Genomic DNA, 20,996 nt, shown 5'->3' on the forward strand with positions numbered 1-20,996 from the left:
CGCTCAGGACCAAACCGGAGACAACGGGTAGAAAAGGAAGCATGATCCTCCACCTTGCTCCCCTGGACGACTGGCTGGCCGACCCCGGCCGCCCGTACGCCACCGCGTCGCTGCTCACCGACGGGTTCATCCACTGCTCGGCGGACGAGCAGACGGCGCTCGCGGTGGCCAACGCCTTCTTCGCCGACACCCCCGAACCGCTGATGGTGCTGCTGATCGAGGAATCGCTGGTGGAGCCGATGGTGAAGTGGGAGGCCCCGAACGGCGCCCCGCCACCAGGGGCCACCCCCGGTGTGCTGTTCCCGCACATCTACGGGCGGCTGAACCGCACCGCCGTGGTCGGCCTGGAGAAGGTCGAGCGCGGCCCGGACGGCCGCTGGGCCGCGCTCAGCCCCTGGAGCTGACGGGGCACGACCGGGGAAAGTTATGACAATTCCCGGGGTTCACGCGAGTCTCGGGGTTCACGCCGCTCTGGGGTTCATGCGAATCCTGGGGTCCACGCGGTTCCGAGGAGCCGGCAGCTCCCACGCTCCCCGCCGTAGCCGCGGAACACAAGGAACACATGAAGCACGCGGAACACATGGAGCACGCGGAGCACGCCAAATGTCATAACAATGCGGATGGCCACGACTCCACGGACCGTCGCGCCGTCACGACACCAAGAATTGTCACAACATTCCCTACAGCCACCCCCGCTCCCTGGCCGCCATCCCGGCCTGGAAGCGGGTGGTGGCGCCCAGCGAGCGCATCAGGCTCTGGAGGCGGCGCTGGGTGGTCCGGGCGCTCCAGCCGAGCGAACGGGCGATCGACTCGTCGGTGAGCCCGGCCGCCAGCAGGCCCAGCAGCTTGCGGTGGTCGGCCTCCGGTCCCGACGCACCGTCCTCCGAACCGGCCTCCGCCCGCAACCGCACGGCCCGCTCCCACTCCGCCTCGAACAGCGTGTCCAGCGCCTGGAGCAGCGCCGAGGGGTGGATCACGTACGCGGCGTCCAGCACGCTGTCGCCGACGCTGATCGGGATGATGGCCATCCGGTCGTCCGAGATGATCATCTTCATCGGTAGCGCCGGCCGGACCCGCGCCTCCTCGCCGTCCTCGACCCCGGCCAGGATGTTCTTCTCCAGCCGCCCCGGCCAGGCCACCGCCTCCCGGTCGTAGATCGTCCGGAACTTCACGCCCTCGCGCAGCCGCCGCCGCTGCAGGGGCATCGGCGCCACCGGGTCCTGGATGTACGGCGGACGGTCGAAGCCGCGCACCTGGTACTGGCTGGTCTCGGTGATGTGCTCCAGCCGCTGGGCGATCGCCTCGCCGCCCGTCAGCACCTCCACCGAGTGCGCCGGGTCGGTGTACCGCGAGGCCTCCCGGAAGGCGTCCATCAGCCGGTGCATCTCGGCCCGGGCGTAGCGGAGCTCCGACTCCCGATGCCCGATCAGCGTGCCGATCGCGACGTCCGGCGGGACCGGCAGGTAGCGGTGCCGGTCCACTGGCGCCCGGGTGGCCATGCCCTGCTGTGCCAACCGGTCCAGTGCGCGCACGCTCTGCTGGAACGTCAGCCCGCAGCTCTCCGCCAGCTCCTCCGCCGTGGACTGCGGGTTGGCCACCAGTGCCGCGTAGACCTGCCCGTCCGGCTCCGCCAGTCCCAGCGCGCCGAGGGCCTGTCCGCCGGCCCGTCCCAGTGCTGCATCGGACACGACGCCCTCTCCCCCTGCTCGCCCGTTCCCGTTGGCTCGTTCCCGCCCCGACCCGCGCGCCCCGTGCTGGCGCAGTCCCGCCACACCGCGGCGTGGTGCGCCGGTGGCCATCCTCGGCCACGGATCATGACGCTGACAAGGCCGTGACCAGCGGTTGCGTCCCGGCTCACACCACTCGTCCGAAACGTGGACGTTCGCAGCGCCCGCCCGCACACACCCCACACGTGGACACCCGCACATCGACACCCGCGCGCCCCGGCCCGGCATCCCCCGGGAACGCCGGAGCCCCCGGCCGCAGCACGTGCGGCCGGGGGCTCCGGCAGAGCGGACGGGGACGGCCTACAGGCCGACCTCGCGCATCAGCTGGCCGACCTCCGGGTTGGTCAGGCGGCGCAGCCAGCCCGACTTCTGGTCGCCCAGGGCGATCGGGCCGAAGTGGGTGCGCACCAGCTTCTCGACCGGGAAGCCGGCCTCGGCCAGCATCCGGCGGACGATGTGCTTGCGGCCCTCGTGCAGGGTCACCTCGACCAGGTAGTTCTTGCCGACGTTGGAGATCACCTTGAAGCTGTCGGCACGGGCGTAGCCGTCCTCCAGCTCCACGCCCTTGGCGAGCTGCTTGCCCAGGTCGCGCGGGATCGGGCCCTGGATGGCGGCCAGGTAGGTCTTGGTCACGCCGTAGCGCGGGTGGGTGAGGCGGTGGGCCAGCTCGCCGTGGTTGGTGAGCAGGATGATGCCCTCGGTCTCGGTGTCCAGCCGGCCGACGTGGAACAGCCGGGTCTCCCGGTTGGTCACGTAGTCGCCCAGGCACTGGCGGCCGTCCGGGTCCTCCATGGTGGAGACCACGCCGGCCGGCTTGTTCAGCGCGAAGAACAGGTAGGACTGGGTGGCGACGGTCAGGCCGTCCACCTTGATCTCGTCGTTCTGCGGGTCGACCCGCTTGCCCTGCTCGGTGACGCGCTTGCCGTTGACCTCGACCCGGCCCTGCTCGATCAGCTCCTCGCAGGCGCGGCGGCTGCCGACGCCGGCCCGGGCCAGCACCTTCTGCAGGCGCTCGCCCTCGGGCTCGCCGAAGGTCTTGGGCAGCTTGACGGCCGGCTTGTCGTGCCGGGCGAGGACGGCGTCCTCGATCTTGGCCTGCAGCTCGCGCGAGCGCTGCGGCTGGCGGCGCGGGTCGCCCGGGGCGGGCTGGCCCTCACGGCGCGGGCGCGGGGCCGGGCCGGGGCGCCGGCCGGTGTAGCCGCCGCGGGCCGGGGTGGCGTTGGGGCCGCCGCCGTACTCGGGGCGGTCGTACTTGCGCTCCTCGGGCCGCAGCGGGCGGTCCGGGTAGCGGCGGTCGTCACGCCGGTCGTCCCGGCGGCCCTCGCGCCGGTCGTCACGACCGTACGAGCCGCCGCGCGCGCCCGACCCCGAAGCGGAGCCGCCCCGGCCACCGCCGCCGTACGAGCCCGACCCCGAGCCGGAGCCGGAGCCGCCGCGGCCACCGCCGCCGCCGTACGAACCTCCGCGCGCGCCCGAACCCCCGCGCGCGCCCGAGCCGCCGCCGCTGCTGCCGCCGCCGTAGGAGCTGCCGCCCCGGCCCCCGCCCTGCCCGCCGCGACCGCTCCCGCCGCCGCTGCTGTTCCTGCCGTTGCCACTGCTACGCATCAAAGTGTCCGTACGTCGTTCCGTCTGGGATGTGCGGTCGTTTCGGCCGACCTCACCGCCCCCTACCGATCGGGCCCGGCCCGATCGGCCTCGCCACTGCCGTCCGCGGCCTGCGCGGCAGCGGCGGCGACCGCCTCCGCGATCATCGTGCCCTCCAGGGACTCCGCTTCCACGTCGTCGACCTCGGGCAGGAAGGGAGCAAGCTCCGGCAGCTCGTCCAGGCCGCGGAGCCCCATCCGTTCCAGGAAGTAGTTCGTCGTCCGATACAGGATCGCACCTGTTTCGGGCTCGGATCCGGCCTCTTCCACCAGTCCTCGCTGTACCAGGGTACGCATCACGCCGTCACAGTTCACACCGCGGACGGCGGAAACCCGCGATCTGGACACCGGCTGCCGGTAGGCGATCACCGCCAGGGTCTCCAGCGCGGCCTGGCTGAGCCGGGCCTGCTGGCCGTCCAGGAGGAAGCGGTCGACGGCCGCGGAACAGGTGTCCCGGCTGTAGAACCGCCAGCCGCCCGCGACCAGCCGCAGGTCGAAACCGCGGCCCTGGGCCGTGTACTCGACGGACAGCTCCCGCAGCGCGGCCGCCACCTCGGCCCGGGACCGCTCCAGCACCCCTGCCAGCCGCTCCTCCGCCACCGGCTCGTCGACGACCATCAGGACGGCTTCCAGCTCGGCCCTCAGCCCGGCGTCGGCGGCCCCCTCGGCACCGGAAGTCGGCTGGGCCGACTTCTGACGCACGAGACGGGCCTCCGCCACCGCCCCACCCCCCGCCGATCCCTCGGGTACTGCGGGCTCCACCGGCCCGGCGCGCTCCCCCGACTCCACCAGCCCGACCGGCGCCGCACGCTCGACCGGCGCCGCAGGCTCGACCGGCTCGACACGCTCAGCGCGCTGCACGCGCTCCGCGGGTTCCACCGGCCGGACCGGGTCCACCGGCTCCGGCAGCAGCTCGAAGGCCGGTTCCAGCCACTCCTCGGCCCGCGGCTGCCCGGGCAGCCCCAGCGGGCGCCGCACCGGCCGCCCGCCCTCGTTCCCGCCGCTCATCGGCGCTCGCCCTCCTCGCCCTCGCCGACCCCGCCGCCCTCGCCCGCCGGCCGGTCGAACTCGTCCGTGACCTCGACCGCCACCCGGCCCTCCTCGGCCACCCAGCGCACCACCAGCTCGCCGAGCGCCTCCGGCTGCTCGAAGGCGAGCACCCGCTCCCGGTACAGCTCCAGCAGCGCCAGGAACCGGGCGACCACCACCAGGTCGTCCGGCGCGTCCTCGACCAGCCGCTGGAACGAGGCCTCGCCCAGCTCGGTGAGCAGCCCCACCACCAGGGAGGCCTGCTCGCGCACGCTCACCGGCGGGGTGTGGATGTGGTCCACGTAGACGACCGGCGCGGGCCTGGGCGCCATCGCCTTGGCCGCCAGCTCGGCGAGCCGCTGGGGCCCGACGCTGATGACGACCTCCGGCAGCAGTTCCGCGTGCCGGGGCTCCAGGGCGGCGCTCCGGGGCCGGCGCAGCAGCTCGGCCGCCCAGCGTTCGCCGAACAGCGCGGCCGCCCGCTTGTACGCCCGGTACTGGAGCAGCCGTGCGAACAGCAGGTCCCGGGCCTCCAGCAGGGCCAGGTCCGCCTCGTCCTCGACCTCCGCCACGGGCAGCAGCCGGGCCGCCTTGAGGTCGAGCAGGGTGGCGGCCACCACCAGGAACTCGGTCGCCGCGTCCAGGTCCCAGTCCGGGCCCATCGCCCGGATGTACGCCATGAACTCGTCCGTGACGGTGGCCAGCGCCACCTCGGTGACGTCCAGCTTGTGCTTGGCGATCAGGCTGAGCAGCAGGTCGAAGGGGCCCTCGAAGTTGTCCAGCCGTACCCGGAAGCCGCCCCGCGACTCGTTCTCGGCCGCGCTCACGGCAGCAGCGGTAGCGGTCGCGCTCATGGCGGTAGCAGTGACGGTCGCGCTCGCGGCGGTGGCGGCCGGTGGTTCGGAGGTTCCGGAGGCTTCAGCGGCTTCAGCGGTTTCAGCGGTTTCGGCGGTACTGGGCATGACGGTCCATCTTCACCCGGCCCCGCCCCCGGCCCGGCCTCGGGCCCACCGACACGCCGTTCCGCCGGGCCCCGGACCAGCCTCCGCCGGCCTTCCGCCCGCCTTCCACGAGGCCTCCGCCCGGCGCACCCGGGCCCGTACGAGGCCCTCGGCGCAGCAGCCGACCCGTAGACCGGCCCCGGATCCCCGGGAACGCCCCTCCGGAGCCCGACACGGTCCTCGGACACCGGGACCCCGCCCCGGCCCCACCCCGCGCCCCTCGGCGCCTTCCCGACGCTCCGCGCCCCCTCCGACGCCCGCGCGCCTGCGGTGCCACGCCACCCGCCCGGCGGCCTCCCCACGCCGGGCCCGCGGCCCCTCGACACCCGGCGGTACGAACCGCCCCCACGAAGCCGGCGGTACGGACCGCCCCCCTCGACGCCCGGCGCCAACGGCCGGCCGCCCTTCCGCGCCGCCTACCGGCCGCGCAGGCGCCGAACCAGGATCGAGGCCTCGCCGCGCTGCTCCAGGTCCGCCAGGACGACCGCGATGGCCTCCCGGACGATCCGCCCGCGGTCCACGGCCAGGCCGTGCTCGCCGCGCAGCACCAGCCGGGTGTGCTCCAGGTCCATGAGCTCCTCGGCGGACACGTACACCGTGATCTTCTCGTCGTGCCGCTCGCGCCCGGTGGGCCGGCGCGGCGCGCGGCCGCGCGGCCGGGCGCGTCCGGCGGCACCGGGCTGCTCCTCGGCGGCGCCCTGGTGCGTCCGGGCCGCCGGGGCGGAACCGGCTCCGCGGCCGCCCTGGACGGTCTTCCCGGCCCCGGCGGCGCCTGCGGCCACGGGCCCGACGGTCGCGCCGGAGCGCTGGACGGGCGGCTGCGCGGGCGCCGGCACCGAGGCGGGCGCCTGCTGCCCCGGCGTCACCTGCCGGTCGTCCTGGACGCCCTGGGCGGATTCGGTGCCCTCGGCGCCGTCCGGCTGGCCGTTGACGGTCCGCGCGGTCTCCGGTCTGGCTGCCTCGGCGGCCGGACGCGGCGCGAGGGAGGGCGACAGCGCCATCCCTCCCGTGGTCCGGAACAGCTCGTCGGCACCCGGGAGACTCACTCGGCGGGGCGGCACCGGTCGAGCACCTCCCTGGCGAGCTGGCGGTAGGCGGCGGCACCGACCGAGTTGGTCGCGTACGTCGTGATGGGCTCGCCGGCGACGGTGGTCTCCGGGAAGCGCACGGTCCGCCCGATGACGGTGTGGAAGACGTGCTCGCCGAACGCCTCGACGACGCGCGCCAGCACCTCGCGGCTGTGCACGGTGCGCGAGTCGTACATGGTGGCCAGGATGCCGTCCAGGCGCAGCTCGGGGTTGAGCCGCTCGCACACCTTCTCGATGGTCTCGGTCAGCAGCGCGACACCGCGCAGCGCGAAGAACTCGCACTCCAGCGGGACGATCACGCTGTGAGCGGCCGTCAACGCATTGACCGTCAGCAGGCCCAGCGAGGGCTGGCAGTCGATGATGACGTAGTCGTAGTCGGGCAGCAGCGGCTTCAGGGCGCGCGCCAGCGCGGACTCCCGGGCCACCTCGCTGACCAGCTGGACCTCGGCGGCGGAGAGGTCGATGTTGGAGGGCAGCAGGTCCATTCCCGGGACCGCCGTCTTCAGCAGCACTTCATCGGCCGTCAGGCCCCGCTCCATGAGCAGGTTGTAGACGGTGACGTCGAGCTCCATCGGGTTGACGCCGAGGCCGACCGAGAGCGCGCCCTGCGGGTCGAAGTCGACGAGCAGCACCCGGCGGCCGTACTCGGCCAGCGCCGCGCCCAGGTTGATGGTCGACGTGGTCTTGCCGACACCGCCCTTCTGGTTGCACATGGCGATGATCTGGGCGGGGCCGTGCTCGGCGACCGGCGCGGGGATCGGGAAGTACGGCAGCGGACGGCCGGTGGGGCCGACCCGCTCGCGGCGCTGCCGCGCGGCGTCGGGGGCCAGCGTGGCGGCGTACTCCGGGTCCGGCTCGTACTCGGCGTCCGGGTCGTCGTAGGCGCCGTAGGCGAACTCGCCGTAGGCCAGGCCGTAGGCCGCCAAGTCGGCGTCGTGATCGGTCACCGTGGTCACCTGTGCTGTGTTCTGGCGTGCTTCGAAAGTACGGAGTGCGACCGAGCCGACCTCGGCCGAGCCCACGGAGGGCTGCCGGGCCCCGGACTCCTCACTCGGCTGGCCGGCGGTGAGCTCCGCCAGTCCTGGCTGACCACCCCCGGGAGCAATTGTCGACTCATTCACAAGTCGTCTTACCTCCTTGGGTCATCCAGGACTCTATGTCGATTCGTCAGCGTGGCAGCATGCCGACGGTTTGCGACTCTAGGCCGTTCAAGGCGTTCGCAGCAACACAATCCACGGTAGTGGGCAGGATGTGTCGAGTATCGAGCGGGCTGCTGTCAAGGGATGAGAGGGTCACCGGCCCCAACGTTTCTGCGGGCGGGTGACGTGACCGACAGATATTGACGACAGAGCGACCTGCCCGGTCCACCCGCTGATCACGGGCACGGCGAAGCCCCCGGCCCGAAGGGATCGGGTCGGGGGCGAACGACCGCCGGGCGGTCAGGGGGTTCAGGCGAGCACGCTCTCCAGGGAGACCGACTCCAGACCGAAGGCCTCGGCCACGGCCGGGAAGGTGATCTGGCCCTCGTGCACGTTCAGGCCCTTGGCGAGCGCCTCGTCGCGACGCAGCGCCTCCTTCCACCCGCGGTTGGCCAGCTCCAGCACGTACGGCATGGTGGCGTTGGTCAGCGCGTAGGTGGAGGTGTTCGGGACGGCGCCCGGCATGTTGGCCACGCAGTAGAAGACCGAGTTGTGGACCGTGAAGGTCGGGTCGTCGTGCGTGGTGGCGTGCGAGTCCTCGAAGCAGCCGCCCTGGTCGATGGCGATGTCGACGAGCACGGAGCCCGGCTTCATGCGGGAGACCAGCTCGTTGGTGACCAGCTTCGGGGCCTTGGCGCCCGGGATCAGCACGGCACCGACGACCAGGTCGGCCTCCACGACGGCCTTCTCCAGCTCGAAGGCGTTCGACACGATGGTCTTGACCTTGGTGCCGAAGATGCGGTCGGCCTCGCGCAGCTTGTTGATGTCGCGGTCCAGCAGGGTCACCTCGTAACCCATGCCGACGGCGATGGTGGCCGCGTGCCAGCCCGAGACGCCACCGCCGATGACGACGGCCTTGGCCGGGTGGGTGCCGGGCACGCCGCCCGGCAGGGTGCCGCGGCCGCCGGCCGGGCGCATCAGGTGGTACGAGCCGACCTGCGGGGCCAGGCGGCCCGCGACCTCGGACATCGGGGCGAGCAGCGGCAGCGCGCCGTTCGACAGCTGCACGGTCTCGTACGCGATGGCGGTGGTGCCCGAGGCGACCAGCGCGTCGGTGCCGGCCCGGTCGGCCGCCAGGTGGAGGTACGTGAAGAGGGTCTGACCCTTGCGCAGCCGGTGGTACTCGGAGGCGATGGGCTCCTTGACCTTCAGCAGCAGGTCGGCGGTGGCCCACACCTCGTCGGCGGTGGGGAGGATGGTGGCGCCGGCGGCCACGTACTCCTCGTTCGGGATCGAGGAGCCGACACCGGCGTTGTCCTCGATGTAGACCTCGTGTCCGTTACGGACCAGCTCATGCACGCCGGCGGGCGTGATGGCCACGCGGTACTCGTGGTTCTTGACCTCGCGGGGGATGCCGACCTTCACGGCTAAACACGTCCTCTTGCCATGGGGGTCCCGACCGGAGAAGACCGGTGGGCGACGCGCACGTGGGGAAGCCTCCGGGGCAGCCCGGGGCGGGATCGCTGCGCGACTGAGTCCGAGTGTAATGAAGCCCAGTCGGCGTGTCAGCCTTCCAAAGTGAATAATTTTCCCGCACACATTGGCAGGTTCGTAGGCTTCCCCTGCGACTTACCCGCCAAAGACGTCCCAACCAGGCATCTTCGACAATACCTCCGAAATGCCTATCACCACCCGGCATCCACGCGTTCCCGCAGGTCCGCGAGGGCCCCGCCGACGGCCTCCCGGCCCCGCTCGTCGCCCAGCCGGCGCAGCACCGCGAGCGCGGCCCGGTACTCCCGGTCGGCCTCGTCGAAACGGCGCTGCGCGGTGTGCGCCTCGGCCACCCGGGCCAGCAGCCGGGCCTCGGCCGCGTGGTCCCCGAGGGCCTGCCGCAGGCCGAGCGCCCTCCCGTACCAGTCGGCGGCCCGCACCGCGTCGCCGAGCGCCCGGTGACAGTTGGCGGCGCTCTCCAGAGCGCGGGCGCAGAGCGGTTCGTCGTCGGCCCTTCGGGCGTGCTCCAGGGCGGCCCGGTAGTGGACGGCGGCCGGCTCCCAGCGGCCCGCCGAGGCCTGGAGGTCGCCCAGGTTGAGCAGTGCGGCCGAGGCCCGGCGGGGCCGGCCGGCGCGCTCGGCGACGGTCAGCACCAGCTCGTGCAGCCGGTAGAGGTCGGTGGGGGCGGCGGCTCCGGTCAGCGGCAGCGTCCGCAGCAGCGCGGTGACCAGCCGCCCGGCCGAACCGTCCAGGTCGCCCTGGCCGATCGCGTCGGCCACCGCGCCGAGCAGCAGCTCCCGCTCGCCGAGCAGCCACTCGCGGGCGTGCGCGGCCGACCGCAGCCGCAGCGGGGCGGGCAGCGGCTCCGGGACGGGGCCGACCGCCGGGTCGAGCAGCGCGCGGGCCGACTCGGTGAGCCGGACCATCCGCTCCAGCAGCCGGGCCCGGGCGAGCTCGGTCTCGGTGGGCCGGTCCTCCTGCTCGCGCAGCCGGACCAGCCGGGGGTACAGCCGCCCGGGCACCCGGTAGCGCGCGGTGCCGTCGGCGGCCGGCGCCTCCTCGCCGAGCAGCTCCCGCTCGGCGAGCGCGGCCAGCGTCACGGCCGCGTCCGGTACCGGGCAACCGACCAGCGCGGAGGCGGTGCGCGGGTCGGCGGTCTGCGCCGGGGCCAGGGTGAGGGTGCGCAGCATCCGCGCCTGGGCGGCCGGCAGCCCGCGGTACAGCAGGGTGAACGCGCCGAGCAGCGGGTCGTTGTCGGGGACGGGCACCGGCTCGGCCGGCTCCGGGCCGGGCTTCACCCAGGCCGCCGGATCACCGGCCGACTCCGTCACCGCGGCAGCGGAAGCGGCACCGGCACCGCGAGAGACAGCCGCACCGGCACCGGGAGCGGACTCACCGGCCCGGCCCTGCGCCGCCGCCGTCCCCGTCCCCGGGACCGCCTTCCCCGGGACGGGCTTGCCGGCCCCCTGCTTGCCCGACGGACCCGACGCCGCCCCGACCGCCCCTGTGGCCCCCATCACCCCTGTGGCACCAGCGGCCCCGGCGGCCCCGGCCGGAGCAGCCCCGGAGGACCTCGCCGCCCGCTCCCGCTCCCCTTCCCTCTTCCCCGGTGCCCTGCCCGGCCCCTTCTGCTTCTCCCTCTCCTTCTCCTTCTGCCTGTCCTTCTCCTCGACCCCGGCGCCCCCGGCAGGGTCCACCGAAGTCGCCGTGACCGTCGTCTCCTCCCCCACCACCCGGTTGAGCTCGCGCGCCGCCTCGGTGACCGCGATCTTCGGGTTCCCGCGCAGCCACCCCGCCATCAGCCGCAGCGCGGCCGGCCGGGCGGCACAGGCCTCGGCCAGGTCGGCACCGCCGACCGGGTCGCAGGAGATCCGGGTGCCGCCGACCAGGTCGGCCAGCAGCTCGCCGGAGGCCTGCCGGTCCAGCCCGCCGAGGATCACCGGGTCGATGTCCTCGATCCCGGTGAGCGGTCCGGCCGTGGTGGCGAGCACCAGGCAGCCGGGCTCGTCGGCCAGCAGCGGCCACACCTGCCCGGCGTCCCGGACGTCGTCCAGCACGAGCAGCACCCGCAGCCCGGCGAGCGCCTCGCGCAGCGCCGCACAGCCCGGCTCGTCCCGCCCGTCCTCGCCGGCGCCGGGCAGCGGCACGACGGCCTGCGGGTCGAGCTGTTCCAGCAGCAGCCGGGCGGCCCGGGCTGGCGGCACCCGGCCGCCGTCCGGGGCGGACAGCCGTACGAACAGCACGCCGTCCGGGTAGTCGGCGGCGACGGTACGGGCGAAGCGGGCCGCCAGCACGGTCCGGCCGGAGCCGGGACGCCCGGCCAGCACCAGCACCGGGCAGCGTCCGCTCGCCGGGCGGGCGGCGGCCGCCCGCAGCGCGGCCAGCTCGGCGCGCCGCCCGACGAACAGCGCGGGCCCGGCCGGCAGCCGCTCAAGGCCCGGGACGGCCCCGGCGGGCGCGCCGGGGCCGGGGTCCATCGTCGCCGTCTTCCTCGCCACCCGTGCCACTCCCGACGTCATCGCGCGCTCGGCATCCGACGCTCGGCATCCGGTGCCCAGCCTCCGGAGCTCAGCGGAGGCGGCCCGGGACGGGCGCCCTGTCTGCGAAGCGTAGTTCGACCGTCCGGCTCAGCCGAGGTGACATCCGGTCGTACGAATCGGCAAATCACCCCAACGACTCAACGCACGGCGCCCGGCTGTCCCCCGACCGGCCCTCTCGTCCCCCGTCTGCACCCCGGACCCGGACCGACCACCCCGGACCGACCACCCCGCCCCGCCCCGGAGCCCAACCGGCCACCCCGGAACCCGCCGGGACCGCCTCAGGCCTCGAAGGGACGGGCCGGCCAGGGCGAGTCCGCCGGGCGCAGCGCGTCCAGCCCGTCCGGGCCGGTGAGCGCGGCGTGCACCGCGAGGGTGCCGGTGACCAGGGTCGGGTTGTGCAGCTTCCCGGCCTGGATCAGCCGGATCAGTTCCGGCACCGGCACCCAGGCGACCTCGATCTCCTGCTCCTCGCCCTCGGCCGCGTAGCGCTCGCCCTCGGCCGGCGCCAGGTCGGTGGCCAGGAACATCCGCAGCGCCTCGTCGGTGCCGCCCGGGGAGGTGTAGTAGTCGGCGAGGATCCGCCAGGTGCCGGCCTTGCAGTACGCCTCCTCGTACAGCTCGCGCTGCGCGGCGCGCCACGGGTTCTCGCCGGGCACGTCGAGCAGGCCGGCCGGCAGCTCCCACAGCCGCTGGCGCACCGGGTGGCGGTACTGGCGCAGCACCAGCACCCGCTGCTCGTCGTCCAGGGCGAGCACCGAGACCGAGCCGGGGTGGGTCTGGTAGTCGCGGCGCGCCCAGCTGCCGTCGGGCATCCGGACCTCCTCGCTGCGCACCCCGGTGACCTTGCCCCGGAACGGCGTTCCGCTCTCCCGGACCTCCCACTCCTCGGCCACGTCGAAGATCCCCTGGCGGCCCTGCTCGTCCATCGCTCTCCCCTTTTCGTCAGTACGACACAATCTAACGCCGAACGGCGGCCCCGCGGGAATCGCGGGGCCGCCGTCCGGTGAACGAGCGCTGTCGACGACCGCGGCCGACGACAGCCGACCGCAACGACCGGGGACTACTCGGAGGCCGCGGTCTTGATCTCGATGGCCGCCTTGACCAGGCCCGCGAACAGCGGGTGCGGGCGGGTCGGGCGGGACTTCAGCTCCGGGTGGGCCTGGGTGGCCACCAGGTAGGGGTGCACCTCACGCGGGTACTCGACGTACTCGACCAGGTCGCCCTTGGGCGAGAGGCCGGAGAACACCAGGCCGGTCTTCTCCAGGTCCGCGCGGTAGGAGTTGTTGACCTCGTAGCGGTGGCGGTGGCGCTCCTCGACGTACTGCTCGCCGTCGTAGACCTCGCGGACGATCGAGCCCTCGGCGAGCTTGGCCGGGTACAGGCCCAGGCGCATGGTGCCGCCCAGGTCGCCCTTGCCGTCGACGATGGCCAGCTGCTCGGCCATCGTGGAGATGACCGGGTGCTTGGCGGCGGCGTCGAACTCGGTGGAGTTGGCCTCCGGCAGGCCGGCCAGGTTGCGGGCCGCCTCGATGACCACGCACTGCAGGCCCAGGCACAGGCCCAGCAGCGGGACCTTGTTCTCGCGGGCGAAGGTGATCGCGCCGACCTTGCCGTTGACGCCGCGGTCGCCGAAGCCGCCGGGGATGCAGATCGCGTCGACGTCGCCGAGCTGCGCCCGGGCGCCCTCGGGGGTCTCGCAGTCGTCCGAGGTGACCCACTTGATCTCGACCCGGGCGTTGTTGGCGAAACCGCCGGCGCGCAGCGCCTCGGTCACCGACAGGTACGCGTCCGGCAGGTCGATGTACTTGCCGACCAGGGCGACCTTGACGATGTGCTGCGGCTCGTGGACGCGGCGCAGCAGGTCGTCCCAGGTGGTCCAGTCCACATCGCGGAACGGCAGGTCCAGGCGGCGCACCACGTAGGCGTCCAGGCCCTCGCCGTGCAGCACCTTGGGGATGTCGTAGATCGACTTGGCGTCGATGGCCGCGACCACGGCCTCCTCGTCCACGTCGCACATCAGCGAGATCTTGCGCTTGATCGCCTGCGGGACCTCGCGGTCGGCGCGCAGCACGATCGCGTCGGGCTGGATGCCGATGTTGCGCAGCGCGGCGACGGAGTGCTGGGTGGGCTTGGTCTTCAGCTCGCCCGAGGGGCCGATGTACGGCAGCAGGGAGACGTGCACGAAGAACACGTTGTCCCGGCCGACCTCGTGGCGGACCTGGCGGACGGCCTCCAGGAACGGCAGCGACTCGATGTCGCCGACGGTGCCGCCGACCTCGGTGATCACCACGTCGACGTCCTCGGTCGCCATCCGGCGGATCCGGGACTTGATCTCGTTGGTGATGTGCGGGATGACCTGGACGGTGTCGCCCAGGTACTCGCCGCGGCGCTCCTTGGCGATGACGGTCGAGTACACCTGGCCGGTGGTGACGTTCGCCGAGCCGTGCAGGTTGGTGTCCAGGAACCGCTCGTAGTGGCCGATGTCCAGGTCGGTCTCGGCGCCGTCGTCGGTGACGAACACCTCACCGTGCTGGAACGGGTTCATCGTGCCCGGGTCCACGTTGAGGTACGGGTCGAGCTTCTGCATCGTCACGCGCAGGCCGCGGGCCTTGAGCAACGCGCCGAGGCTGGAGGCGGTGAGCCCCTTTCCGAGAGAAGAGGCGACACCCCCGGTGACGAAGAGGTGCTTGGTCGTCACGGCGCGGCCGTTCGCTGCCTTGCCGGAATGGGGCTGTGCCAAGAGGGGGCTCCCGTGGGTCGCGTGTCGAAGCAGACGTGGGCGGGAGGCTCGGGGTTCGCCGGGCGACGGAGGCCGGCTCGGTGCGCGGCGCTCGTTGGGTCGTCGGTTCGGCTGGTCCGGGGCGTTTGATCCCGCCGGTCCACGGGATACCAGGGTATCAGCGACCGGACCCGGACGCCGTTCCGGGCCGCGCGCGCCGCATCGGGGGCGCGCGCGGGGCGCACCACCGGCGCATCACGCGCCACATATTTCACACCGGTCGCACAACCCGCCGGACCGGGCCAGAGCGCGGTATCCGTCCGGACCATCACGGCTCATCCGGCCGGACCAGCCGGAGGTGATCCTTCCGGACCATCCTGCGCCGCGCCCTCGCGATGCACGGCATTTCCGCCGAATTGCGGCGCCACACCGGGCTGCGCCCGCGTGCTTCGCCCCTTTCGTCCGTCGTAAGCTGCTCGGACGCATCGCCGACAGCACGAGCACGCGGAGGGCGTGGGAGGGTCAGGACACTCCCGGTCCCCGATGCGCGACCGGACCTCCCCGTATTCCAGCCCATCCCCACCCACTCCAGGGGCTCGACCGAGCCCCGCGGACACTCCAGCAAGGCCTGCCACCACCCCCGGCAGGCCGGACGTCCCGGGGTGGACCTCCGGCCCCGCAGACCGCTCGCTCCCTCCGCTCGCCGATGCCCTGACCACATTGCGAACTGGAGATCCACGTGGCCGGCCGTATCGAGGACTACGCACTCATCGGGGACATGCAGACCGCTGCCCTGGTCAGCAGGGACGGGGCGGTGGACTGGCTCTGCCTTCCCCGCTTCGACTCGCCGGCCGTGTTCGCCGGCCTGCTCGGCACCGATGAACACGGCTTCTGGCGGATCGGCCCGGCCGAGGCCGTCCTGACCGAGGTCCCCGTGCCGGCCGCCGCCACGCCCCCCGCCGACGCGGGCCGGGCCCGCATCGCCGACACCGCCGACCTGCGGGTGCCCCCGCCCACCGCCGCCGCCCCCGCCGTGCCCGCCGACCGCCGCCGCTACCGGGGCGACTCGCTGGTCCTGGAGCAGGAGTGGGACACCGACGGCGGCACCGTCCGGGTGATCGACTTCATGCCGCCGCGCCCGCTGGCCGGCAAGGACGCCGTCCCCCAGGTGATCCGGATCGTCGAGGGCGTCACGGGCACCGTGCGGATGCGCTCGGCCGTGCGGATGCGTTTCTCCTACGGCCGCATCGTGCCCTGGGTGCACCGCGTCGAACAGGCCGACGGCGGCCACCGCACCGTCGCCGTCGCCGGCCCCGACTCGGTCTGGCTGGACGGCGAGGCCGAGACCTACGGCCGCGACCTCACCACCTACGCCGACTTCACCGTCACCGCCGGCGAGCGGATCGCCTTCGCCCTCACCTGGCAGGCCTCCCACCTCGACCCGCCCAGGCCCCCGGACGCCGAGGGGATGCTCGACGCCACCGCCGACTTCTGGCACGAGTGGGCCGACCAGTGCACCTACCAGGGCCCCTACCGCGAGGCCGTGATCCGCTCCCTGATCACCCTCAAGGGCCTCACCTACGCCCCCACCGGCGGCATCGTCGCCGCCCCCACCACCTCCCTGCCCGAGGACATCGGCGGCGAACGCAACTGGGACTACCGCTACACCTGGCTGCGCGACGCCGCCATCACCCTCTCCTCCCTGCTGCGCACCGGCTACCGCGAGGAGGCCCGCGCCTGGCGCGAGTGGCTGCTGCGCGCGGTGGCCGGCGACCCGGAGAACCTCCAGATCATGTACGGCATCGCCGGCGAGCGCGAGCTCACCGAGTCCTCGCTGGACTGGCTGCCCGGCTACGAGGGCTCCCAGCCCGTCCGGGTCGGCAACGGCGCCGCCGGACAGCTCCAGCTCGACGTCTACGGCGAGGTCGTCGAGGCCCTGCACCTGGCCCACATGACCGGCCTGGTCCGCAACGACCACGCCCACCACCTCCAGCTGCGCCTGATCGACTACCTGGAGGAGCACTGGCAGGAGCCGGACGAGGGCATCTGGGAGGTCCGCGGCCCGCGCCGGCACTTCGTCCACTCCAAGGTGATGGCCTGGGTCGCCGTCGACCGCACCATCAAACTCCTGGAGCAGACCCCCGACGACGAGCCCACCACCGGCCACCTGGAGCGCTGGCGCGCGCTGCGCACCCGAATCCACGCGGACGTCTGTGAGAAGGGCTACGACCCGGAGCGCAACACCTTCACCCAGTACTACGGCGGCAAGGAGCTGGACGCCTCGCTGCTGCTGATCCCCCAGGTCGGCTTCCTGCCCCCGGACGACAAGCGCGTCATCGGCACCATCGAGGCGATCCAGCGCGAACTGTCCACCGAGGACGGCTTCGTCCTGCGCTACCCCACCCACGACGAGAGCGGCAACAACGTCGACGGCCTCTCCGGCCACGAGGGCGCCTTCCTGGCCTGCTCGTTCTGGCTGGCCGACGACCTCGCCATGATCGGCCGGGTGCAGGAGGCCCGCGAACTGTTCGACCGGCTGCTGGCGCTGCGCAACGACCTGGGCCTGCTCGCCGAGGAGTGGGACCCGCGGCTCAAGCGCCAGGTCGGCAACTTCCCCCAGGCCTTCAGCCACGTCCCGCTGATCGACACCGCCCTGCGGCTGACGGCCTGCGGCGCCGCGTACCTGTCCGCCCAGCCGGACGGCCCGGCCGCCGACCGGGTCGAGCGGGCCACCGTCTAGCGGGCCACCGTCCGGGAGCCGGTCTAGCCGCGCTGCACCAGCTCGTCGTAGGTGCTGAGCACCTGGGCGACGGTGGCGGCCTCGTCCGGCCAGGTCTCGGCCTGCTGCCGGCCGGCCGTCACCAGCTGCTCGCGGCGGGCCGGGTCGGCCAGCAGGGCACGCACCGCGAGACCGAGCGCCGCCGGGTCGCCGGGGGGCACCAGTACGGCGGCGTCGCCGACCAGTTCGGGGATGCCGCCGACGGCGGTGGCGACCACCGGCACGCCCGCCCGCATCGCCTCCTGCACCACCAGCGAGCGGGCCTCCCAGCGGCTGGAGATCACCACCACGTCGGCGGCGGCCAGCAGGTCGGGCACGTCGGTGCGGTAGCCGAGCAACCGCACCGACAGCTTCTCCGCGGCCGTCCGCTCGCGCAGCACGCCCGCCTCCGGGCCGTCCCCGGCGAGCAGTACCAGCGGCTCCGGGTCCAGCGCGGACAGCTCCCGGGTGGCGTCCAGCAGCACTCCGAAGGCCTTCTGCGGGACGAGCCGGCCGACCGCCAGCACCAGCGGGCGGTCCGGGTCCGCGCCGAGCAGCGCGGCACGGGCCTCGGTGCGGGCGAGCTGCCCCTCGGGCATCGGCGGGGCCGCCACCGGGCCCAGCCGGGCGTCGGTGGCGCCCAGTTCGCGGGCCCGGGCGACCAGGTCGGAGGAGGCGCCGAGAACCAGGTCGGCGGCGCGCGCCACCCGGCGCTCCATCAGCCGCTGCAGCCGGCGCTCCATCCCGGTGGCCAGCAGCGCGTGGTGCGAGGTGACCACCAGCGGGGTCTCCGGGCGCAGGCCCGGGAAGCGGCCGGCGGTGCGCAGCGCCAGGTCGGACAGCAGCCCGGCGCGCAGCCCGTGGGCGTGCACCACGTCAGCGCCGGTGAAGGCCCGGCGCAGCTCGCCGATCGCGGTGGCGTCGCTGCGGGCGCCCGCGGTGGGGGTGATGTCGACGGTGTGGAACCTGGCACCCGTGCGGGAGAAGCCGAACAGCGCGTCCGCGCCGGCCGGCGCGCAGACCGTGACGTTCACTCCGTGCGCGACCAGGCCCTGGGCCAGGGAGCGCACGTGCGCACCGATGCCGCCGGTGCTGGCGGCCAGGACGAGTACCACGTGCAGCTGCCCCGGTTCGGGGACGGCCGCGGTGGCCCGGGCGGCGGAATGGTCCACGTCGTCTCGCATCCGACTCGATCAGGTTCGCGCGCCGCCTCGCGAGGATTGCCCGCCCGGCGGCGCTCGGGGCTGGAAAGCCAGTGTCCAGGCGCCACCATGCCAGGTCGGCGGCCCTCTTGGACAGTCGGCGCCACCGGGCGCGTCGCCGGTGTCCGAGGGGGCCGCCGGCGCCGGCTACCGGCGGCGCGGGGCCCGCGCGGCGGCCAACAGCTCCTCGGCGTGGGCGCGGCCCAGCTCCGAGTCCTCCAGGCCGGCCAGCATCCGGGAGAGTTCGCGCACCCGCTCCTCGTCGTTCAGCACCTTGACGCCGCTGCGGGTCACGGTGCCGTCGTTGGTCTTCACCACCACCAGGTGCCGGTCGGCGAACGCGGCGACCTGCGGGAGGTGGGTGACCACCACGACCTGGGCGGACTCGGCCAGCTTGGCCAGCCGGCGGCCGATCTCGACCGCGGCCTTGCCGCCGACGCCCGCGTCCACCTCGTCGAACAGGTAGGTGGGGACGGGGTCGGCGCCCGCGAAGACCACCTCGACGGCGAGCATCACGCGGGACAGCTCACCGCCGGAGGCGCCCTTGGCGATCGGGCGCGGCTGGGCGCCCGGGTGCGGGGCCAGCAGCACCTCCACCTCGTCCACGCCGTGCGGACCGTAGGCGACGGTGCGCCCGCCGACCTCGATCCCGGCCAGGTCGTCGACCTGGCCGATCGAGAAGGTCACCCGGGCGTGCGGCATGGCCAGTTCGGCGAGTTCCGCGGAGACCGCCTCGGCGAACCGTCCGGCCGCGGCGTGCCGGGCCCGCGAGACCTCGGCGGCCAGCTCGGCCAGCTCGGCCCGCAGCTCGGTCTCCCGGGCGCCCAGCTCGTCGATCCGGTCGTCGTCGCCGTCGAGTTCGGCGAGCCGCACCGCCCCGGCCTCGGCCCAGGCGATCACCTCGGCGAGCGAGTTCTCCTCGCCGCCGTACTTGCGCAGCAGCTGGGCCAGTACGGCCCGGCGGTCCTCGACGGCGGACAGGCGCACCGGGTCGGCGTCCAGGTCGTCCGCGTAGCCGGCCAGGTCGCCGGCCACGTCGGCGAGCAGGTAGCCGACCTCGTTGAGGCGGTCGGCCAGGGCGGCCAGCCGCTCGTCGTGATGGCGCACGGCGTCCAGGGCCCGGCGGGACTGGGCGAGCAGGGTGCCCGCGTCCAGCGCCTCCGGGTCGACCGGGTCGCCGGCCAGGGCGGCGTGGGCCAGGGTCGCGGCGGAGGACAGCGCGTCGGCGTGGCCGAGCCGCTCGGCCTCGGCGGCCAGCTCCGCGTCCTCGCCGGCCACCGGCTCGGCTGCGGCGATCTCGTCCAGGCCGAAGCGCAGCAGATCGGCCTCCTGGGCGCGCTCGCGGGCCCGGGTGGTCAGCTCCTCCAGGGTCGCGGAGACCTCGCGCAGGACGCGGTAGGTCTCCCGGTAGCGGGCCAGCGGCCTGGCCACCGAGGCGCCCGCGTACCGGTCCAGCGCGCCGCGCTGGCGGGCCGGGCGCAGCAGGCGTTGCTGGTCGGTCTGGCCGTGCACGGCGATCAGGTCCTCGCCGAGCTCGGCGAGCAGCCCGACCGGGACGGACCGGCCGCCGACGTGCGCCCGGGAGCGGCCCTCGGCGGAGACGGTCCGGCTGATCAGCAGCGCGCCGTCGTCCAGTTCGGCCCCCGCCTCGATCGCGCGGGCCGCCGCCGGGGAGTCGGCGGGCAGCTCCAGCCGGCCCTCCACGACGGCGCGTCCGGTGCCGTTGCGCACCAGGCCCGGGTCGGCGCGGCCGCCGAGCAGCAGGCCCAGGCTCGTCACGACCATGGTCTTTCCGGCGCCGGTCTCACCGGTCACGGCGGTGAAGCCGGGGGCGAGTTCGACCACCGCGTCGTCGATGACCCCAAGATCCCGTATCCGCATCTCGTCCAACACGGAGACGACCTTACGAGGTTCCGCCCCCGGCGCGCGACGAACGACAACGGCGCGCGGCAACTCCGTGCCCGGAAGTTCATCCCTTCCGGGAGTCCTCGGCGGCCACCGGCACGGTGCACCAGCGCAGGAAGAGCTGCGCCATCGGGCCGATGGCCAGCGCGTACGCGACGGTGCCGACCCCGGCGGTGCCGCCGAGCAGCACACCGGCGGTGAGGACCGTCACCTCGATGCCGGTCCGGAGAAGTCGCAGCGAACGGCCGGTGCGCCGGTGCAGGCCGGTCATCAGGCCGTCGCGCGGGCCGGGGCCGAGCCGGGCGCCGATGTAGAGGCCGGTGGCCAGGCCGTTGAGGGCGATCGCCCCGGCCGACAGCGCGATCCGGGCGGGCAGGGCGCCGGGGCCGCCGACGACCCGCAGGGTGAGGTCCATGGCCGCGCCGATCAGCAGCACGTTGGCGACGGTGCCCAGGCCGGGGCGCTGGCGCAGCGGGATCCACAGCAGCAGGACGAGGGCGCCGCAGATCGTCACCCAGGCGCCGACCGACAGCCCGACGGTGCGCTGCAGACCCTGGTGCAGGACGTCCCAGGGGTCGAGGCCGAGGCCGGAGCGGAGCATCAGCGCCATGCTCACGCCGTACAGGACGAGGCCGGCGAACAGCTGCGGTATCCGGCGGCCGAGGGCGTGGGTGTCGCCGAACACCCGGACGGCGAGGCTCCGCCCGGCGGCCGGTGCGGGGGTGGTGGTGGCGGCCGATGTCGGTGTGGTCGT

The 20,996-nt window shown here is 74.1% G+C and carries 15 protein-coding genes; 2 read left to right on the plus strand and 13 right to left on the minus strand.

Annotated elements, in window-relative coordinates; genetic code table 11:
• Nucleotides 1–41: 41 nt before the first annotated feature.
• Nucleotides 42–404: a DUF952 domain-containing protein gene (locus ACWGKU_RS10295; protein ID WP_359899209.1), complete on the plus strand. Its 363-nt coding sequence runs from the start codon at nt 42–44 to the stop codon at nt 402–404.
• A 276-nt stretch (nt 405–680) separates the two neighbouring features.
• Here ACWGKU_RS10295 and ACWGKU_RS10300 read toward each other — a convergent pair whose 3' ends face one another.
• From ACWGKU_RS10300 to ACWGKU_RS10345, 10 genes are all read right to left on the minus strand, one after another.
• Nucleotides 681–1,688, minus strand: a complete 1,008-nt coding sequence (locus ACWGKU_RS10300; protein WP_401048054.1) for a helix-turn-helix domain-containing protein — start codon at nt 1,686–1,688, stop codon at nt 681–683.
• Between the two features lie 339 nt (nt 1,689–2,027).
• Complete coding sequence (locus ACWGKU_RS10305; protein WP_452179666.1) at nt 2,028–3,332, minus strand: pseudouridine synthase; 1,305 nt, start codon at nt 3,330–3,332, stop codon at nt 2,028–2,030.
• A 62-nt stretch (nt 3,333–3,394) separates the two neighbouring features.
• Complete coding sequence (gene scpB / locus ACWGKU_RS10310) at nt 3,395–3,988, minus strand: SMC-Scp complex subunit ScpB (protein ID WP_452179675.1); 594 nt, start codon at nt 3,986–3,988, stop codon at nt 3,395–3,397.
• Nucleotides 3,989–4,374: 386 nt separating this feature from the next.
• Nucleotides 4,375–5,253, minus strand: a complete 879-nt coding sequence (locus ACWGKU_RS10315; protein WP_452179665.1) for a segregation and condensation protein A — start codon at nt 5,251–5,253, stop codon at nt 4,375–4,377.
• Between the two features lie 563 nt (nt 5,254–5,816).
• Nucleotides 5,817–6,401: a hypothetical protein gene (locus ACWGKU_RS10320; RefSeq protein WP_401053129.1), complete on the minus strand. Its 585-nt coding sequence runs from the start codon at nt 6,399–6,401 to the stop codon at nt 5,817–5,819.
• A gap of 41 nt (nt 6,402–6,442) precedes the next feature.
• Entirely contained in the window at nt 6,443–7,510 is a 1,068-nt protein-coding gene (locus tag ACWGKU_RS10325) for a ParA family protein (RefSeq protein ID WP_030245868.1), read from the minus strand.
• A gap of 426 nt (nt 7,511–7,936) precedes the next feature.
• Entirely contained in the window at nt 7,937–9,052 is a 1,116-nt protein-coding gene (ald, locus tag ACWGKU_RS10330; protein ID WP_359899199.1) for an alanine dehydrogenase, read from the minus strand.
• Nucleotides 9,053–9,312: 260 nt separating this feature from the next.
• Nucleotides 9,313–11,616, minus strand: a complete 2,304-nt coding sequence (locus ACWGKU_RS10335; RefSeq protein WP_452191401.1) for an AAA family ATPase — start codon at nt 11,614–11,616, stop codon at nt 9,313–9,315.
• A 320-nt stretch (nt 11,617–11,936) separates the two neighbouring features.
• Nucleotides 11,937–12,584, minus strand: a complete 648-nt coding sequence (locus ACWGKU_RS10340; protein ID WP_380546813.1) for an NUDIX domain-containing protein — start codon at nt 12,582–12,584, stop codon at nt 11,937–11,939.
• Between the two features lie 134 nt (nt 12,585–12,718).
• Nucleotides 12,719–14,398, minus strand: a complete 1,680-nt coding sequence (locus ACWGKU_RS10345) for a CTP synthase (RefSeq protein ID WP_359899194.1) — start codon at nt 14,396–14,398, stop codon at nt 12,719–12,721.
• 718 nt (nt 14,399–15,116) lie between these two features.
• Here ACWGKU_RS10345 and ACWGKU_RS10350 point away from each other — a divergent pair.
• Nucleotides 15,117–17,117: a glycoside hydrolase family 15 protein gene (locus tag ACWGKU_RS10350; protein ID WP_452180574.1), complete on the plus strand. Its 2,001-nt coding sequence runs from the start codon at nt 15,117–15,119 to the stop codon at nt 17,115–17,117.
• 23 nt (nt 17,118–17,140) lie between these two features.
• Here the strand turns inward: ACWGKU_RS10350 and ACWGKU_RS10355 are convergent, their stop codons facing one another.
• The 3 genes from ACWGKU_RS10355 to yczE form a co-directional block, all read right to left on the minus strand.
• Nucleotides 17,141–18,319, minus strand: a complete 1,179-nt coding sequence (locus ACWGKU_RS10355; protein ID WP_452180573.1) for a glycosyltransferase family 4 protein — start codon at nt 18,317–18,319, stop codon at nt 17,141–17,143.
• 165 nt (nt 18,320–18,484) lie between these two features.
• Nucleotides 18,485–20,218 (minus strand): DNA repair protein RecN, encoded by a 1,734-nt coding sequence (recN, locus tag ACWGKU_RS10360; RefSeq protein ID WP_452180576.1) that lies wholly within the window; start codon nt 20,216–20,218, stop codon nt 18,485–18,487.
• 88 nt (nt 20,219–20,306) lie between these two features.
• Entirely contained in the window at nt 20,307–20,927 is a 621-nt protein-coding gene (yczE, locus tag ACWGKU_RS10365; protein ID WP_452180575.1) for a membrane protein YczE, read from the minus strand.
• Between the last annotated feature and the right edge of the window lie 69 nt (nt 20,928–20,996).

Source organism: Kitasatospora sp. NPDC054768 (genome assembly GCF_053612025.1).

Excerpts from the sequence above, each read along its gene's own strand:
- ACWGKU_RS10295 (WP_359899209.1), top strand. The coding sequence starts at position 42 with ATGATCCTCCACCTTGCTCCCCTGGACGACTGGCTGGCCGACCCCGGC.
- ACWGKU_RS10305 (WP_452179666.1), bottom strand. The coding sequence starts at position 3,332 with ATGCGTAGCAGTGGCAACGGCAGGAACAGCAGCGGCGGCGGGAGCGGT.
- scpB (WP_452179675.1), bottom strand. The coding sequence starts at position 3,988 with ATGGTCGTCGACGAGCCGGTGGCGGAGGAGCGGCTGGCAGGGGTGCTG.
- ACWGKU_RS10315 (WP_452179665.1), bottom strand. The coding sequence starts at position 5,253 with ATGAGCGCGACCGCTACCGCTGCTGCCGTGAGCGCGGCCGAGAACGAG.
- ACWGKU_RS10320 (WP_401053129.1), bottom strand. The coding sequence starts at position 6,401 with ATGGCGCTGTCGCCCTCCCTCGCGCCGCGTCCGGCCGCCGAGGCAGCC.
- ACWGKU_RS10340 (WP_380546813.1), bottom strand. The coding sequence starts at position 12,584 with ATGGACGAGCAGGGCCGCCAGGGGATCTTCGACGTGGCCGAGGAGTGG.
- ACWGKU_RS10355 (WP_452180573.1), bottom strand. The coding sequence starts at position 18,319 with ATGCGAGACGACGTGGACCATTCCGCCGCCCGGGCCACCGCGGCCGTC.
- recN (WP_452180576.1), bottom strand. The coding sequence starts at position 20,218 with ATGCGGATACGGGATCTTGGGGTCATCGACGACGCGGTGGTCGAACTC.